This window comes from Shimia aestuarii, assembly GCF_022814865.1.
GTDB lineage: Bacteria > Pseudomonadota > Alphaproteobacteria > Rhodobacterales > Rhodobacteraceae > Shimia > Shimia aestuarii_A.
On record NZ_JAKVRD010000006.1, the window covers coordinates 118,308 to 134,214 of the forward strand.

At 60.6% G+C, this 15,907-nt stretch carries 16 protein-coding genes; 2 read left to right on the forward strand and 14 right to left on the reverse strand.

Features of this window, described 5'->3' with window-relative positions; all coding sequences use genetic code 11:
* Window positions 1-60 precede the first annotated feature (60 nt).
* The gene (gene tsf / locus MK745_RS08210; RefSeq protein WP_243612803.1) at window positions 61-936 is read left to right on the forward strand and encodes a translation elongation factor Ts; all 876 of its coding nucleotides are present in this window, start codon (window positions 61-63) and stop codon (window positions 934-936) included.
* A 375-nt stretch (window positions 937-1,311) separates the two neighbouring features.
* Here tsf and MK745_RS08215 read toward each other — a convergent pair whose 3' ends face one another.
* The 13 genes from MK745_RS08215 to MK745_RS08275 all read right to left on the reverse strand — a co-directional run bounded on the left by MK745_RS08215 (window position 1,312) and on the right by MK745_RS08275 (window position 13,646).
* Window positions 1,312-2,076 carry a LuxR family transcriptional regulator gene (locus tag MK745_RS08215; RefSeq protein ID WP_243612804.1) on the reverse strand — a complete coding sequence of 255 codons (765 nt, stop codon included), beginning with the start codon at window positions 2,074-2,076 and terminating at the stop codon, window positions 1,312-1,314.
* A complete protein-coding gene (gene aroQ / locus MK745_RS08220) occupies window positions 2,073-2,519 on the reverse strand; it encodes a type II 3-dehydroquinate dehydratase (RefSeq protein WP_243612805.1) in 447 nt (148 codons plus the stop codon). The genes MK745_RS08215 and aroQ overlap by 4 nt, the downstream gene beginning before the upstream one ends.
* A gap of 139 nt (window positions 2,520-2,658) precedes the next feature.
* A complete protein-coding gene (locus MK745_RS08225; RefSeq protein WP_243612806.1) occupies window positions 2,659-3,927 on the reverse strand; it encodes an NAD(P)/FAD-dependent oxidoreductase in 1,269 nt (422 codons plus the stop codon).
* Between the two features lie 111 nt (window positions 3,928-4,038).
* Window positions 4,039-4,728: a phosphate regulon transcriptional regulator PhoB gene (gene phoB / locus MK745_RS08230; protein WP_243612807.1), complete on the reverse strand. Its 690-nt coding sequence runs from the start codon at window positions 4,726-4,728 to the stop codon at window positions 4,039-4,041.
* 24 nt (window positions 4,729-4,752) lie between these two features.
* A complete protein-coding gene (phoU, locus tag MK745_RS08235; protein ID WP_243612808.1) occupies window positions 4,753-5,466 on the reverse strand; it encodes a phosphate signaling complex protein PhoU in 714 nt (237 codons plus the stop codon).
* A 14-nt stretch (window positions 5,467-5,480) separates the two neighbouring features.
* Window positions 5,481-6,278, reverse strand: a complete 798-nt coding sequence (gene pstB, locus MK745_RS08240) for a phosphate ABC transporter ATP-binding protein PstB (RefSeq protein ID WP_243612809.1) — start codon at window positions 6,276-6,278, stop codon at window positions 5,481-5,483.
* Between the two features lie 17 nt (window positions 6,279-6,295).
* A complete protein-coding gene (gene pstA / locus MK745_RS08245) occupies window positions 6,296-7,660 on the reverse strand; it encodes a phosphate ABC transporter permease PstA (RefSeq protein ID WP_243612810.1) in 1,365 nt (454 codons plus the stop codon).
* Window positions 7,657-9,153 carry a phosphate ABC transporter permease subunit PstC gene (gene pstC, locus MK745_RS08250; RefSeq protein WP_243612811.1) on the reverse strand — a complete coding sequence of 499 codons (1,497 nt, stop codon included), beginning with the start codon at window positions 9,151-9,153 and terminating at the stop codon, window positions 7,657-7,659. Before pstC ends, pstA begins: the two co-directional genes overlap by 4 nt.
* Window positions 9,154-9,240: 87 nt before the next feature.
* Window positions 9,241-10,269 (reverse strand): substrate-binding domain-containing protein, encoded by a 1,029-nt coding sequence (locus MK745_RS08255; protein ID WP_243612812.1) that lies wholly within the window; start codon window positions 10,267-10,269, stop codon window positions 9,241-9,243.
* Window positions 10,270-10,397: 128 nt separating this feature from the next.
* On the reverse strand, window positions 10,398-11,432 hold the full coding sequence (locus tag MK745_RS08260) for a sensor histidine kinase (protein ID WP_243612813.1): 1,035 nt from the start codon (window positions 11,430-11,432) through the stop codon (window positions 10,398-10,400).
* A gap of 151 nt (window positions 11,433-11,583) precedes the next feature.
* Entirely contained in the window at window positions 11,584-12,105 is a 522-nt protein-coding gene (locus MK745_RS08265) for a gamma carbonic anhydrase family protein (RefSeq protein WP_243612814.1), read from the reverse strand.
* Window positions 12,105-12,746 carry a guanylate kinase gene (gmk, locus tag MK745_RS08270; protein ID WP_243612815.1) on the reverse strand — a complete coding sequence of 214 codons (642 nt, stop codon included), beginning with the start codon at window positions 12,744-12,746 and terminating at the stop codon, window positions 12,105-12,107. The genes MK745_RS08265 and gmk overlap by 1 nt, the downstream gene beginning before the upstream one ends.
* A gap of 9 nt (window positions 12,747-12,755) precedes the next feature.
* On the reverse strand, window positions 12,756-13,646 hold the full coding sequence (locus MK745_RS08275; protein WP_243612816.1) for a YicC/YloC family endoribonuclease: 891 nt from the start codon (window positions 13,644-13,646) through the stop codon (window positions 12,756-12,758).
* Between the two features lie 204 nt (window positions 13,647-13,850).
* On the opposite strand from MK745_RS08275, the gene MK745_RS08280 reads away from it, so the two are divergent.
* Entirely contained in the window at window positions 13,851-14,462 is a 612-nt protein-coding gene (locus tag MK745_RS08280; RefSeq protein WP_243612817.1) for a PAS domain-containing protein, read from the forward strand.
* A gap of 76 nt (window positions 14,463-14,538) precedes the next feature.
* On the opposite strand, the gene MK745_RS08285 is transcribed toward MK745_RS08280, so the two are convergent.
* Window positions 14,539-15,906 (reverse strand): class II 3-deoxy-7-phosphoheptulonate synthase, encoded by a 1,368-nt coding sequence (locus tag MK745_RS08285; RefSeq protein WP_243612818.1) that lies wholly within the window; start codon window positions 15,904-15,906, stop codon window positions 14,539-14,541.
* Window position 15,907 lies beyond the last annotated feature (1 nt).

A 15,907-nucleotide genomic window follows, 5' to 3' on the forward strand; every position in this document is an offset into this window, starting at 1 on the left:
GACACGGGGGCAGGGTAAGCCCGCCCCCGACAACTCTTTAGAACATCGAGGAGAGCCAAGATGGCGATCACAGCAGCAATGGTAAAAGAACTGCGCGAAATGACCGGCGCAGGCATGATGGACGCGAAAAAGGCCCTGACCGAAACCGACGGTGACCAGGAAGCGGCCATCGACTGGCTGCGCACGAAGGGTCTCGCGAAAGCCGCCAAGAAATCCGGCCGCACCGCAGCTGAGGGCCTCGTGGCCGTCAAGGTTGACGGTGGCAAGGGCGTGGCCGTCGAGGTCAACTCGGAAACCGACTTTGTCGGCAAGAACGCTGACTTCCAGAAAATGGTTGCAGGCATTGCTGATGTTGCGATCACCGTGTCCGACGTTGAGGCGCTGAAAGCGGCCGAAATGAACGGCAAGACCGTCGCAGACGTTGTGACCGACGCGGTCGCCACCATCGGCGAGAACATGTCGGTACGCCGCATGGCGAGCGTCGAAGGCGACATCGTGACCTCCTACATCCACAACCCGGCCGCAGACGGCATGGGCAAGATCGGCGTTCTCGTGGCGCTCAAGGGCGGCGACGAAGGGTTCGGCAAGCAGGTTGCCATGCACATCGCAGCAGCCAACCCGCAGGCTCTCTCGGAAGCGGACCTTGATCCGGCAGTTGTCGAAAAAGAGCGCTCCGTGCAGATCGACATCGCACGTGAATCCGGCAAGCCCGAGCAGGTCATCGAGAAGATGATCGTTGGCCGCATGAAGAAATTCATGGCCGAAGTGACCCTGCTTGGTCAGGACTTTGTCATCAACCCCGACCTGACCGTGGAAGCCGCGGCCAAGGAAGCCGGTGCCGAGATCGTGGGCTATGTCCGCATGGAAGTCGGTGAAGGCATCGAGAAGAAAGAAGAAGATTTCGCAGCAGAAGTGGCCAAGGCCGCTCAGGGCTAACGCCTGAACGCACGCGAAACGAGGGACAACGCCGCTCACATTTCGTGGGCGGCGTTTTCTTTTGTCTGGTTGGCGGATTGCCAGGCTTGGAAACGAAAAAGGCGACGCCGCCGGGGAAGGCAACGCCGCCGAAATCGAGCTCCCCTGTGCATGGGGATGGGGAAACCCGAACGTCGACCCGAAAGCGAAAATACACTCCGGGACCGACAACCGGACTGAAACCGGACAGCCGCAAGAGCCTCGGAATGGCGAGGGTTACAGCCATAATGTTCCAAGGCTAAAGCCACCACTCACGGAACAGTCTCTAAATGCCTGATTGACGCAAGGTCACACAAGTAAGGGAAACCTGACTTTTGACGCTTTCTTGCGTCAGGTCTAGCTTTCTGGCTTGTAAATCTGCTTTAGAAACGAGGCCTTGAGCAGCGCCTGTGCCGTGGTTTCCACGTCGAGCGCTTCCCGTGCGAGGCGCAGGTGCTTTTCGACGGTCGCCGGCGTGCGGTCTAGCAAGGTCGCGATGTCTTGGATCGTCTTGCCATCGCCAACCCATTCGAGCACCTCGCGCTGGCGTCCGGTCAGGGCGCGGCGCGGGTGTTCATAGGGCAGGGAGAGGATCTTGAGATGGGCGATCTGGCTCGAGAGCTCGATGAACCGGCCATGTTCTTGCCAGATCTCATCCACCTCGTCCTGTGTCATCCCAAGACGCGCCGTCAGCGCGAGCGCGCCCTTGGCCCGCGAGGACACCGTTGGAAAGCTGATCGAATAGCCCGCGGTGACACCCATGCTCAGGTTGAAATCGCTCACGGCGAGCTCAGTGGGCGACAGCGCGCCCGCGGCGCGCCGCTCAGCCATCCAGCGCCAGCTACAGGCCCCGGTGTTGTGCAGGCACCAATGCATCATCGGACCGTTGAAATAGAGCCCATCTCCCAGAAAGGCGTTGAGATAGGCGGGATCGTGGTTCGACAGGATGGTGAAATCATCCACATCGCCAAGCGAGGCGTCCGTGCGAAATCCGGTATAGCCATAGATCAACCGATCAAAGCCAAAGGTGGCCATCATCTCGGTGTGCATAGACCAAAGTGTTTCTTGCGACCGTGCCTCGGTCAGTGCTTCGATATAGTCGAGAGAAGCGTCTGGTGTCATGCGGGCGATTGCTCGAGATGCGCCTTGAGGGCATCGAGCGCGAGGATATAGCCATGCGCGCCAAAGCCGCAGATCTGTCCGACCGCCACCGGGGCGATATAGGATGTGTGGCGGAAATTTTCGCGCGCGTGGATATTCGAAAGGTGGAGTTCCACCACGGGCAGTTCGACCGAGGCAATCGCATCCATCAGAGCGATGGATGTGTGGGTATAGGCACCGGCGTTGAGGATGATCCCGTCATGCATGCCCTTGGAGGCGTGGATCGCATCGACGAGCGCGCCTTCGTGGTTGCTCTGGGCGCAGATCACAGAGAAACCGGAGGCTTCGGCATGGGCGGCGCAGGCGGCTTCGATATCGGCGAGCGTCGTGGAACCGTACACCTCGGGCTGGCGTTGGCCGAGAAGATTAAGGTTGGGGCCGTTCAGGACGAGTATAGAAGTCATGGTGTCCTCAGTCGTTCATTTGACCATATCGCCAGTGTTCTTGCGCTGTCTAGCGTCAAGTTCCTCATTTCCAACATCAATTTGGATTGGGGGGTGCCGTATCTGTAGGTGTTTTATTTACATAATATGGATTATGGGATTAACCTAACACCCGATCCGCCATATGGATGAGCCGCGCCCCGCTTTCGTAATATGCCGTGCGCGTACCACAGAACCGTTCACTATACTGTTCCAGCACCGGTAGCGGCAGATCTTGATCTGACCCGCTCAACACCGCCGCGCCCGCGAGACGCCCAAGCCGTGTGCCAGGTGCGATGCCGCGCCCGGAGAAGCCCATGAGGCTCATCGCGTTGGGACCGAAGCGGATCGCCTTTGGCACATGGTCAGAGGTCATGGCGATATTGCCGACCCAGAAATGCGCAATCTCCTGCCCTTCCAAGGCCGGATAGAGCCGCGTGAGCGCTTTCAAGGCCCAGGCGCGATGCACAGCATGGCCAAGCCCCTCGGGATTGCCCATTGCGCCAAAGATCAGCCGTCCTGCCGTGTCTCGACGCAAAGACGACATGATGAGCGCAGTGTCCCAGCAACCTTCACCACCGGCAAGGATCGTCTCGCCAATGCGCTTTGGAAGCGGTTCAGTGGCGAGTTGAAAGAACGAGACCTGGGCGCTTCGCGCCTCATGTACGCCAGCGATCCCAAGATGGTAAGCATTTGTTGCCAATAGACAATTCTTGGCTCGGACTGTGCCATGCGCGGTCGTCCCGCGCCATAACCGGCCGTCATGGGCCAGCGCCTTGACCGGGCTTTCGGTAAAAATCTCCGCGCCTGCGTCTTGTGCGGCGCGGGCAAGGCCTTGGACATAGGCGAGCGGCTGCACTGTCCCTGCCCTGCGGTCATGCAACGCGCCGTGATAGGCGTCGGTCCCGGTGCGGCGCGCGGTTTCGGCGGCGTCGAGCAGTGCCACCGGCGCTTGCCGTGCTTCTTGTTGCGCAAGGCGCATCTCGAGGTCTTTTAGCCCACGTGGTGCATGGGCGAGATGCAATGTGCCATTCCGCGTCGCTTCGCATTGGATGCCGTGCCGGGCGATCAGGTCAAACACTTCGTCCGGCGCTCCGGCAAGCGCGTGGTTGAGCGCCTGCCCCACCTCGGCCCCCATCACCGACTCGACCTCATCGGGCGGTAGCCAGAGACCCGCGTTGACAAGGCCCACATTGCGCCCCGAGCCGCCATGCCCGATTGAATGAGCTTCGAGAAGCGCCACGGAGGCGCCAGCCTCGGAGGCGGCCAGAGCCGCAGAACAGCCCGTAAAGCCGCCACCAATGACAAGAAAATCAACGTGAAGGTCGCCCTTCAAGCAATTGTATTTTCGTAATTCTTTACTGCTGCTGCGCCAGAGTGAGCTATCCATGTGCGGCGCTCCGATCTGGTGTAGCAAACTGATTTTGAATGAGGTCAGGCATCAGGGAACTCCCGGCGTGGTTCCCGGAAGTTAGCCCCCGATTTCAATCAGATGCAAGCCTTAGCCGAGCGCGTAGCCCGCACCGCGCACCGTGCGCAGCGGATCATCTCCGCCATGCTTGCAAAGCGCCTTGCGCAGCCGACCGATATGGACATCCACGGTGCGGCTATCGACATAGATGTCGCGGCCCCAAACCCGATCCAGAAGCTGTTCCCGGCTCCAGACGCGGCCCGGTTTTTCCATGAAGGTCGACAGCAGACGGAATTCCGTCGGACCGAGCTTTAGCGGCTTCTCATCGCGGGTCACGCGATGGGTTTCAGCGTCGAGGATGATATCCTCGTATTCCAAACGTTGGCCCACCGCGGCGGGGCGCACGCGGCGCAGTTGGTTGCGGACGCGCGCCATCAGTTCCATGACGGAATAGGGTTTGACCACATAGTCGTCAGCCCCGGTTTCAAGCCCCCTCACCCGGTCAACCTCTTCCGAGCGCGCCGAGAGCATGAGCACAGGAATGCCCGCGGTTTCGGATTTGGTCTTCAGACGGCGGCAGATCTCGATCCCCGAAATACCCGGCAGCATCCAGTCGAGCACGATGATATCGGGCACGACTTCTGCGACGAGCAGAAGGGCCTCTTCGCCGTCGCCTGCGCTCACCACCTCGAAGCCTTCGGCCTCGAGGTTATAGGTCAGAACATCGCGTTGTGCAGGCTCATCCTCGACGACGAGAACGGTGGGGTGATCTTTGGCCATCTTACTAGGTCGTCCGTACTGGTATTATTCCGTCGTGTGCAGCGCAGGGTCATAGTGATCCTCGCGCGGGCGGTTGTCTTCGGGCAGTTCACCGGTCACCAGGTAGATCACCTGTTCGGCGATCGAGGTCACATGGTCCCCCATGCGCTCGGTATTCTTGGCGATGAAATGCAGATGCATACAGGGCGTGATGTAGCGCGGGTCTTCCATCATGAAGGTGAGGAATTCGCGGAACAGCGCATTGTACATCTGGTCGATGTCGCGGTCGCGCTCGAGGATGTCACGGGCCAGCTCGGCGTCGCGCTGAATATAGGCGTCGAGCGCATCCTTGAGCATGAGCTGCACTTCGCGGGCCATGCGGCGCAGCGCCCCGCGCGCGCCTTCGACCGGCGCCATATGCACAAGAACCGAGGTCCGTTTGGCCATGTTCTTTGCATAGTCGCCAATACGCTCGAGGTTGCCCGCGATCTTCAGCACCGAGAGCGCGACGCGCAGGTCGATTGCCGTTGGTGCGCGCAGCGCGATCAGTTTGATACACTCGTCATTGATAAGCTCTTCGAGCTCGTCGATGGCCTTGTCATTGTTGCGCACCTGCTCAGCCAGTTCCTCATCGCGATTTTTGAGCGACTTGGACGCGTCGAGGATAGCTTCTTCGACCAGACCACCCATTTTCATGATATGGGCCTGGACCTTTTCGAGATCCGCATCAAAGGCGGAAACGATATGTTTATCGTTCATCGGTAATGGCTCCCTTAGCCGATACGGCCAGTGATGTAGCTTTCGGTGCGCTCATCACGGGGGTTGGTAAAGATCGTTCCGGTGTCGTCGTATTCCACGAGGTTGCCGAGGTGGAAGAAGGCGGTCTTCTGGCTGACGCGGGCGGCCTGCTGCATCGAGTGGGTCACGATGACAACGGAATACTGCGCGCGCAGTTCGTCGATGAGTTCTTCAACCTGAGCCGTGGCGATGGGGTCGAGTGCCGAGCAAGGTTCATCCATGAGGAGGACCTCCGGCTCGGTCGCGACCGCACGCGCGATGCAGAGGCGCTGTTGTTGGCCACCGGAGAGGCCGGTGCCGGGCGCATGCAGGCGGTCCTTGACCTCGTCCCAGATTGCACCGCGGCGGAGCGATTTTTCGACAATCACGTCAAGGTCGGCCTTGTTCTTCGCGAGGCCGTGGATACGCGGGCCATAGGCGATATTGTCGTAGATCGATTTGGGGAACGGGTTCGGTTTCTGGAACACCATGCCCACCTTGGCGCGCAGTTGCACCGGGTCGACCTTTTTGTCGTAGATGTCCTCGCCATCAAGCAGGATATCGCCTTCGACACGGCACACATCGATCGTGTCGTTCATGCGGTTCAGGCAGCGCAGGAAGGTCGACTTGCCACAGCCCGAGGGGCCGATGAAGGCGGTGACGGTCTTGTCTTCGACCTCGATATCCACGTCCTTGATGGCGTGCGTCTCGCCATAATAGACCTGAACCTTGTTGGCGGAAATCTTGATGTCTTTCTGGTCCACGTTGGCCCCCGGGTTCGGTGCGTCGTACATTGGTTCGTTTTCCCGTCTTACCAGCGGCGCTCGAAGCGGCGGCGCAGGAGGATGGCGATGATGTTCATAGTGATGAGGAACACCAGCAGGATGATGATACCGCCCCAGGCACGTTCATAGAAGGCCGGGTCGGCGCGTTTGGCCCATTCGTAAATCTGGGCCGGCATGGCGGAGTTGGGCGAGACGAAGCCGTCCATGACGCCTTCGGGGTAGTTCGAGGCGATGAAGCCCACCATCCCGATAAGGAGAAGCGGCGCGGTCTCACCAAGAGCTTGGGCCAAGCCGATGATGGTCCCGGTGAGAATTCCCGGCGCGGCAAGCGGCAGCACATGGTGAAAGACCGATTGCATCTTCGAGGCCCCAACCCCAAGCGCGGCGTCGCGGATCGAGGGCGGCACAGCCTTGAGTGAGGCGCGGGTCGCGATGATGATTGTCGGCAAGGTCATCAGCGTCAGCACGAGGCCACCAACAAGCGGCGCCGATTGCGGCAGGTGCGCAAACTGGATGAAGACCGCGAGGCCAAGGATACCGAAGACAATCGACGGCACGGCCGCGAGGTTGGAGATGTTCACCTCGATCAGGTCGGTCCAGCGGTTCTGCGGCGCGAATTCCTCAAGGTAGATCGAGGCGGCCACGCCGATCGGCAGCGACAGGCCCAGCACGACAAGCATCATGAAGAGCGACCCGAGCATCGAGACCCCCATGCCGGCAGCTTCAGGACGAGTATCCGAGGCGTCCGAGCCGGTGATGAAGGACCAGTTGAAGGTCTTTTCGATGACACCAACCTCGAGCAGCGCGTCGACGAGATCGAGATGCGCCGCGTCGATGTTCTTGTCGCGGGCAATCGACTCGCGGGTGACACGGCCCTTGAGGTAGCCATCGACACGGCTCGACGCGAGGAAGCGGAATTCGACCGTTTCACCGATCTTGTCGGGGTTGGCGATCACATAGTCACGCAGTTGGGCAGCCGCAGAGGCCGACAGGATCGGCTTCATGTCCTTGCCTTTGGACAGCGGCGTTTCGGCACCGCTTTGGTCCACCGCGCTCAGGAGACCGTTTTGCACCAACGGGCTATAGCCGAAGGTCGAGACCTTCTTGATATCCTCGAGATTGCGATTGCCGTTCTTGTCGAGCTTGCTTTCGAGCAGCTCGACCTGAACCGACACAAAGGTCTGGCTAAAGGCCTGCGCGCCGTTGGTGATAATCGCCCACAGCAGCACGAGCAGGAAAAGCAGCCCCGTGCCGACGGCCAGAACGCCGTAGAACTTAAAGCGAGATTCGGCGGCATTGCGGCGTTTGGTGCGCGCGTCCTGCTGAAGGAGCGAGCCCTTCTTGGAGCCGGACGGCTGCGGCGCGGCGGTACCTGCGGTTGCGTCACTCATTCGTACTGCTCCCGGTATTTGCGCACGATATAGAGCGCGAAGATGTTGAGACCGAGCGTGACGATGAAGAGCGTCATGCCCAAGGCAAAGGCGACCAGAGCTTCGGGCGAGGCGAAATCGGCGTCGCCCGTGAGCTGGCTTACGATCTTGGCGGTGACCGTGGTCATCGCGTCAAAGGGATTGAGGCTCAGGCGGGCCGCGGCCCCTGCCCCGAGGACAACAATCATCGTCTCACCAATGGCGCGCGAGGCCGCCAGAAGAATGGCGCCGACGATCCCCGGAAGTGCGGCCGGAAGGACCACCTGGCGGATGGTTTCCGATTTCGTCGCGCCAAGGCCGAGCGAGCCATCCCGCATGGCCTGCGGCACGGCGTTGATGATGTCGTCAGACAGAGACGAGACGAAGGGGATCAGCATGATCCCCATCACGAGACCGGCGGTCATGACGGCCGTGCCGCCCTGCATCCAGCCAACGCCGAGCATACCACCCTCACCGAAGATATCGACCAGAAGCGGCCCGACCGTCAGCAGCGCGAAGAGACCGTAAACGATGGTCGGGATACCGGCGAGCACCTCGATCAGCGGCTTGGCGATGGCGCGGGTATGCGCCCCGGCATATTCCGACAGGAAGATCGCGGCAAAGAGACCAATCGGCACCGCGACAGCGAGCGCGATCAGCGAGATATAGAGCGTGCCCCACAAAAGCGGCAGGATACCGAGCTTCGACAGCGGGTTGCCATCGCTATCAGTGCCGCCGCCGAAGGACGGAAGCCACGTCGGCTCAAAAAAGAAGCTCGTCACCGGGTAGAGGCGGAAGAACTCGACCGTGTTGAAGATCAGGGACAGCACGATGCCGACCGTGGTCAGGATGGCGATGGTCGATGCCATGACCAGAAGCGACTTGATGGCTGATTCAACCACGTTGCGCGCGCGGAAATCCTTGTGGCTGCGGGCCCACGCATAGGCGAGCCCTGCGAGCGACAGGCCGATGGCCGCGATCGTCAGGAAAAGCGTGTAGCGCCCACTGAGGACGCGGTAGCGTTGTGCGGCCTTGAGCACTTCCGGGCGCACGTCGGAGCCAAGCGCAACGCCGACTTCGCCAAGGCGCTGACGAATGTCGGAAAACTCGGCGCGGATCGACCCGGCCTGTTCCTGTGTCATCGCGCCGGCGGTGACGGCGGCATCAAGGCCATCCGCGACGCGCCGCACATCTGCCATGACGAGGCCGATGCTCGAGCCTTCGGAGACCGCTTCGGCGGGGATCATGTGAGACACCTGGCTATTGATGACCAGCGGCTGCACCAACAGCCAGATCACCAGCAGGAGAAGCGACGGCACCGTCGCAGCAAGAAAGACATGCGCCCCGTAATAATTGGGGAGTGAATGCAAGTGACGGGCATCACCATCCGCAGACGCCAAGGCGCGCATCCGCCCCAAGACATAGCCCGCGCCCCCAAGCGCAAGCACGACAGCAACGATCCAAAGCACAGGCATCAGCGCCCCTCTTGTTTCTTGGAAAAGGTTCTAAAAGCAGAAGAAAGACGGCGCGAAACCCGCGCCGTCCCTGGTAAGGCGGGGGCCTTACTTCATGGTCTCTTCAGCGGAAACAGCCGCCTGAGTTGCCGCGAGTTCCGGGTCCGACACGAGGCCATACTCGGAGAGCGGGCCATCGGGGCCTGCGATCTCGTCTGCAACGAAGAACTCAGCATACTCTTTGAGGCCCGGGATCACGCCGATATGAGCTTTCTTCACGTAGAAGAACAGCGGGCGGGACACAGGGTATTCGCCGGTCGCGATGGTTTCGGTCGACGGAGCAACGCCACCCATGGTCGCAACTTTGAGCTTGTCGGTGTTGTTCTCGTAGAAGGCGAGACCGAAGACGCCGACACCGTTCGGGTTGGCGTCGATGCGTGCGAGGGTTTCGGTGTAGTCGCCGTCGATGTCGACCGACACGCCGTCGGTGCGCACTTCGTAGCAGGCTTTTCCAGCGGCTTTCTTGTCGCCACCGTTCTCGGCCATGTAGATGTCGAATGCGCCAGCTTCTTTACAGCCTTCAACCATCACTTTTTCTTCGAAGACTTCACGGGTGCCGTGCTTGGTGCCCGGGATGAACGCGGCGATGTCCGCGGCGGGAAGGTCGCCGTTGAAATCGGCCCACTGTTTGTGGGTGTTCTCGACGAGCGCGCCGTCTTTGACAACTTTCGCCGACAGAGCGTTGAAGATGTCGACCGGCTGGAATGCGGTGTAGGCCGGGCCGTTGATCTGCGATGCGAACACGATGCCGTCATAGCCGATGCGGACTTCGATGATGTCGGTCACGCCAGCTTCGGCGCAGGCTTTGACTTCTTTGTCCTTGATCTTGCGCGATGCGTTGGCGACGTCGATGGTGTTCTCGCCCACGCCTTCGCAGAAGCGCTTGAGACCTGCCGAGGAGCCACCGGATTCAACAACCGGGGTCGGGAAGTCAAAGTTTTCACCGAAGGCTTCGGCAACGATCGACGCGTAGGGAAGAACGGTCGAGGACCCGGCGACCTGAACCTGGTCACGAGCGGCAGCGGTGGTGGCGACGGCTGCGATAGCCAGTGCCGATGCGGTCAGTTTGACGGACATATGATTAACTCCATTGGTGTTGACCGTCTGAGCATGACGGTCTCAGCGGGGTGCTACGGACCCGGCGCGAACCTTTTGTGACACCAACGTAACGCTTTTATGACACCCGAGAGTGAGGCGCAGATTCTTTAGCTGAGCGGCAGGATCACCGTGAAAACCGACCCCTCTCCTACCGTGCTTTCGACGGCCAAACGGCCACGATGGCGGTTGAGGATGTGTTTCACGATGGCGAGGCCCAGCCCCGTACCGCCCATCTCACGCGAACGGTGAGAATCGATGCGATAGAATCGCTCGGTCAGGCGCGGGATATGAGTCGGGGCGATGCCGGGCCCTGTGTCTTCTACGCTGATGCGTAGGACCGGCACGCGCAACACGTGGTCGTGGGGCGATTTGGCGATGCGCAGCGTCACCTGCGTGCCTTTGCCGCCGTATTTGAGCGCGTTCTCGATCAGATTGGTGAACACCTGAAAGAGCTGATCGGAATCAGCCGCGAGCTTGTGCGGTTCCTCGGGGGCATCGAAGATCAGCGCGCCGCCGACCTCCTCGGCCACGGGTTCGAGATTGCGCACGGTCGAGCGGATCAGTTGCACAAGGTCCACCATGGTGGTCGGGCGCACCCGCGCCTCTTCCTCGACCCGGCTTAGCGACAGCAGATCCCCAACAAGGCGGTTCATCCGCCCGGCTTCGGCCGCCATGGTCGACAAAAAGCGATCCTGCGCCTTCTGGTCGCCGCGCGCCGGGCCTTGCAAAGTCTCGATAAAGCCAAGGATCGCGGTCAGTGGCGTGCGCAATTCGTGGCTCACATTGGCGACGAAATCACGCCGCATCTGATCGGCTTGCTTGAGGTGCGTGGTGTCATTGAAACACAGCAGACAGCCATCAATCTCTCCCCCCTGCACGCGGCTCAATGTGACCTCGTAGCGGATTTCATGCGGACCGTCGGTATGATGATAGATCGCACGCTGCGCGGCACCCGAGGCAAGGCAGGTCTCAAGCGCGGACCCAAGCGACGGCTGACGAAAAACGAGGACGAAGGGGCGCGTTTCTTTGGCGTTCGGATTGAGCGCAAGCGCCCTGTCATTGGCGCCGACAATACGCATTTGCGTCTCGACGAAGACCGCGGGCATGGGAATGGCGTCGAGAAAGGACTGGACGGATTTCATGGATGTCTCACACGCAAGATATCGTTGCGCGCAAGAGTTTCCGAGCCGGTCCGTTTTGTAAACGGTTTATTCAGAGAGCGGGTATTTATCAAACACTCCATGCAAAACCAAAGACTTACATGGAGTATCTAATGTAAAACCTAGTTGAGGATCACACCTGCTTTAGCCCTGCGCGAAAGCGGCGCATGTTTTCCTGGTAGTGTAACGCGCTTGCCCGTAGGCCTTGAATCGCGGCCTCGTCGAGTGTCCGCACAACCTTGCCCGGCGCGCCCATGACGAGCGCACCATCTGGGATTTCCTTGCCCTCGGTGACAAGCGCCCCTGCCCCGATCAGGCAGTTCTTGCCGATCTTCGCCCCGTTCAGAACCGTCGCGCCCATGCCGATGAGGCTATTGTCGCCAATGGTGCAGCCGTGCAGCATAGCCTTGTGCCCAATGGTGCACCCCGCGCCGATGGAGAGCGGGAAACCCAAATCAGTATGCATGACGGTGTTTTCCTGCACGTTGGACCCCGCGCCAATGCGAATCTCTTCGTTGTCGCCGCGCAGCGTCGCGCCAAACCAGACCGACGCCCCCTCTTCGAGGACAATCCGCCCGATCAAATTTGCATCGGGCGCGACCCAGCTATCTTCGGCGATCTCGGGGCGCACCCCGTCAAGCTCATATATCGGCATCAGGACATCTCCTCGAATTCAGTTTGTAGCGTGCGCACATGGTCTTGCAGCATTGGCTGTTGTTCACGGCGCATACGTTCGGCCGTGATGATGGTCTTGAGCTGAGACTCGGTCGCGTCGAGATCGTCGTTGATCAACACATAATCATAAGCGCCCCAGTGGCTTATCTCGTCCCAGCTTTTGTTCATGCGCCGCGTGATGACCTCTTCGCTATCTTGGGCGCGGGTCACGAGACGGCGATGCAATTCCTTGATCGAGGGCGGCAGGATGAAGATCGAAAGCGCATGCTTGCCGAGGTCAGAGTTGCGAATTTGCTGTTCGCCTTGCCAATCGACATCAAAGAGCACGTCATTGCCCGCGTCGATCGTCTCTTTGACCGGGCCTGCCGGAGAACCATAGAAATTGCCGAAGACATGCGCATGTTCGAGCATTCCCCCATTGCCCACTTCGCGCTTAAACGCCTCTTCGGAGAGAAAGAAATACTCGCGCCCGTGCTCTTCGCCGGGGCGCGGTTTGCGCGTGGTGGCAGAGATTGAAAACCGCAACCCCGCGTCCCACTGCATCAGGCGGCGGGCGAGTGTCGATTTCCCGGCACCGGAGGGCGAGGACAGGATGATAAGAAGGCCGCGTCGGTTGGTCATGTCTGTCCCCTACTCTACGTTCTGAACCTGTTCACGCATTTGGTCGATCACCGCCTTAAGGTCCAGCCCGATCCGCGTCAGCGCGACAGATTGCGACTTGGAGCAGAGCGTATTGGCCTCGCGATTGAACTCTTGCATGAGGAAATCGAGTTTGCGGCCCACCGGACTTCCGCCTGCGAGGAGGTCACGCGCTGCATCCACATGAGCGCGTAGCCGGTCAAGCTCTTCCGTCACATCCTGTTTCACGGCAAGCATGGCCAGCTCTTGGGCGATGCGGGCCTCATCGACGTTATCGGCATTCTCGAGCACGCGGGCGAGATTGGCTTGCAGCGTGGCGCGGGCCTCGCCCTTGCGCGCCTCGGCTTCCTTCGCGGCGGCTTCGGTCAGCCGGGCGATCTGTCCGAGTTGATCCTTGAGCACTGAATCGAGCGCCTCGCCTTCAGCCCGGCGCATGTCTGCAAAAGCCCCGAGAAGATCGGGCAGGTCTTTCAAGAGCGCCTCGCGCAGGGCTTTGGTGTCGGTCTCGCGTGCTGTGACGTCAAGGATTCCCCGCAAGGAGAGAAGATCGCTCGCCTTGGAAGGCGCGAGTGTAACGCCGTGTTCGGCGGCATGGTGTTCCACGGCTGCAAGCGCGGTGAGCACGGGGGCAAGCTGTGTCTTGTTGAGCGCGAGGGAGGCCTCTTCCTCGCCCTTCTGCAGGCGGAGAGAGAGGTTGACCGAACCTCGGTCAAGCGCCTTGGTCAATGTCGCGCGCACGGCGGGTTCCAAGCCTTCGACCCAATCCGGTACACGAAGACGCAGATCAAGCCCCTTGGCATTCACGCTGCGCAAATCCCAGACCCAGTCGAAACCGAGGGCTTCACCCTTCATTGTGGCAAAGCCCGTCATCGAATTCAGCACATGCGCCTCCCATCTTTCCTTTTGTCACCTAAAGCCATTGCAGGGGGGCGTGCAAGCCATCGCCCTGACCGCGTCCGGGGCAACGGTTAACCATTCCTGACGAAAGAGCGCCGTATTTGCCCTTAATGTGAGATGATTTTTCTGTGGTTTGGAGAAAAGAGTCGCTGGCCTGCCCCTGTGGGCCAACGGCGGGAGATTGGGGAAATGTTTGGACAGAAAAGATCGGGCGGGTCCGAGGGCACATCGCTACGGGCCTTTGCCCCGATAAACCGGATCGAGGCCTATTGGCAGGGCCTCCGCGATGGGACCGCGGGCGGATTGGGCCTTCCGACGCGCAGCGAGATAGATCCGCGGGGCATCGGGCACGACCTGCGACATGCTTTTGTGCTTGAGCGCATTGGGCCTGACCTTTGCCGTATCCGCGTGTCCGGTTCTGTGCTGAGCGAGGTGATGGGATGCGAGGCGCGCGGCCTACCTTTTTCGCGCGCCTTCGATACTGCCTCGCAGGCGAGCCTTGCGCAGGTGGTCGACGCGGTTTTTCGCGGCCCGGCCACCGCACGCTTGACGCTCCGCACAGTGCGCCGCGGGCTGCACCCCGGCGGTATTGGTGAAATTCGTCTCTTGCCGCTGGTGGATCGTGACGGCGCGGTGTCGCGGTTGCTTGGGGCGATTGCCTTTGCCGGGCGGGTATCGCCAGTGGCGCAGGCGGTTACACTTAGCGGCTCTTTCGGTCGGACCTTGCGGTTTGATCCCCACGCGGGACAAATGCGCGAGACCCAAGTGCCATATCTCAGGCTGGTGGCCACAGAGGCCTAGAGCAAGGAAGAAAAGGCGGATTGCCCTACAGAGCAATCCGCCTTCCCTATTACTTTCAAAGCTTTAAGCGGTCCTATTAACCCGCTGCAACCTGACGTGCTTCGCGCAAGTCCGACAGTTCCTCGGCCACGAGGAACGCCAGCTCGAGCGATTGCGACGCGTTGAGGCGCGGATCGCACGCCGTGTGGTAGCGGGCCGAGAGGTCGCCCTCGGTTACCGCACGCACGCCGCCGGTGCATTCGGTCACGTCCTGACCGGTCATCTCGAAATGAACACCGCCCGGGATCGTGCCCTCGGCTTTGTGCACGCCAAAGAACTCGCGCACTTCGCGCAGCACGCTGTCGAAGGGACGCGTCTTGTAGCCGCTGGCCGATTTGATCGTGTTGCCATGCATCGGATCGCACACCCAAAGGACTTTCGCGCCCTCTTCCTGCACCGTCTTGATGAGACGCGGCAGATGCTCCGAGACCTTGCCCGCACCGAAACGCGCGATGAGCGTCAGACGGCCTTCTTCGTTTTCGGGGTTGAGCTTGTTCAAGAGAACCTTGAGATCTTCCGAGGTCATCGACGGGCCGCATTTGAGGCCAATCGGGTTCAAAACGCCCCGGCAGAATTCAACATGCGCGCCGTCGGGCTGACGGGTGCGGTCGCCGATCCAGATCATGTGGCCCGAACCAGCAAGCCAGTTGCCGGAGGTCGAGTCGAGACGGGTGAGCGCCTCTTCATATTCAAGAAGCAGGCTCTCGTGGCTTGTATAGAAATCCACGGTCCGCAGTGCAGCAGACGACGCCGAGTTGATGCCCGCCGATTTCATGAAATCGAGCGCGTCGGAAATCCGGTTCGCCATATCGCGGTATTGCGTGGCTTTTTCGCCTTCGGTGAAGCCAAGCGTCCAGCTATGAACCTGATGCACATCAGCATAGCCCCCGGTCGAGAACGCGCGCAGGAGGTTCAGCGTTGCGGCGGCCTGAGTATAGGCCTGCAGCATCTTGCGCGGGTCCGGAATGCGGGCATTCGGGGTGAAGTCCAGCTCGTTGATGATGTCACCACGGTAGCTCGGCAGTTCAACACCATCGACCGTCTCGGTCGGGGCGGAGCGCGGCTTGGCAAATTGGCCCGCCATGCGCCCGACCTTCACCACAGGCACCTTGGCACCATAGGTCAGGACCATGGCCATCTGCAGCATGACCTTGAATGTGTCGCGGATCGCGTCGGCCGAGAATTGCTCAAAGCTCTCGGCGCAATCGCCGCCTTGAAGAAGGAACGCCTCGCCGCGTGCGGCGGCCCCGAGATCGGCCTTCAGGCGGCGCGCCTCACCGGCAAAGACGAGCGGCGGATAGCTGGCAAGCTGGGCCTCCACGGCCTTCAGCGCGTCCTCATCCGTATACTCAGGCATCTGGATCCGCGGTTTGTTCCGCCAGCCAGATTTTACCCATTCTGCCATT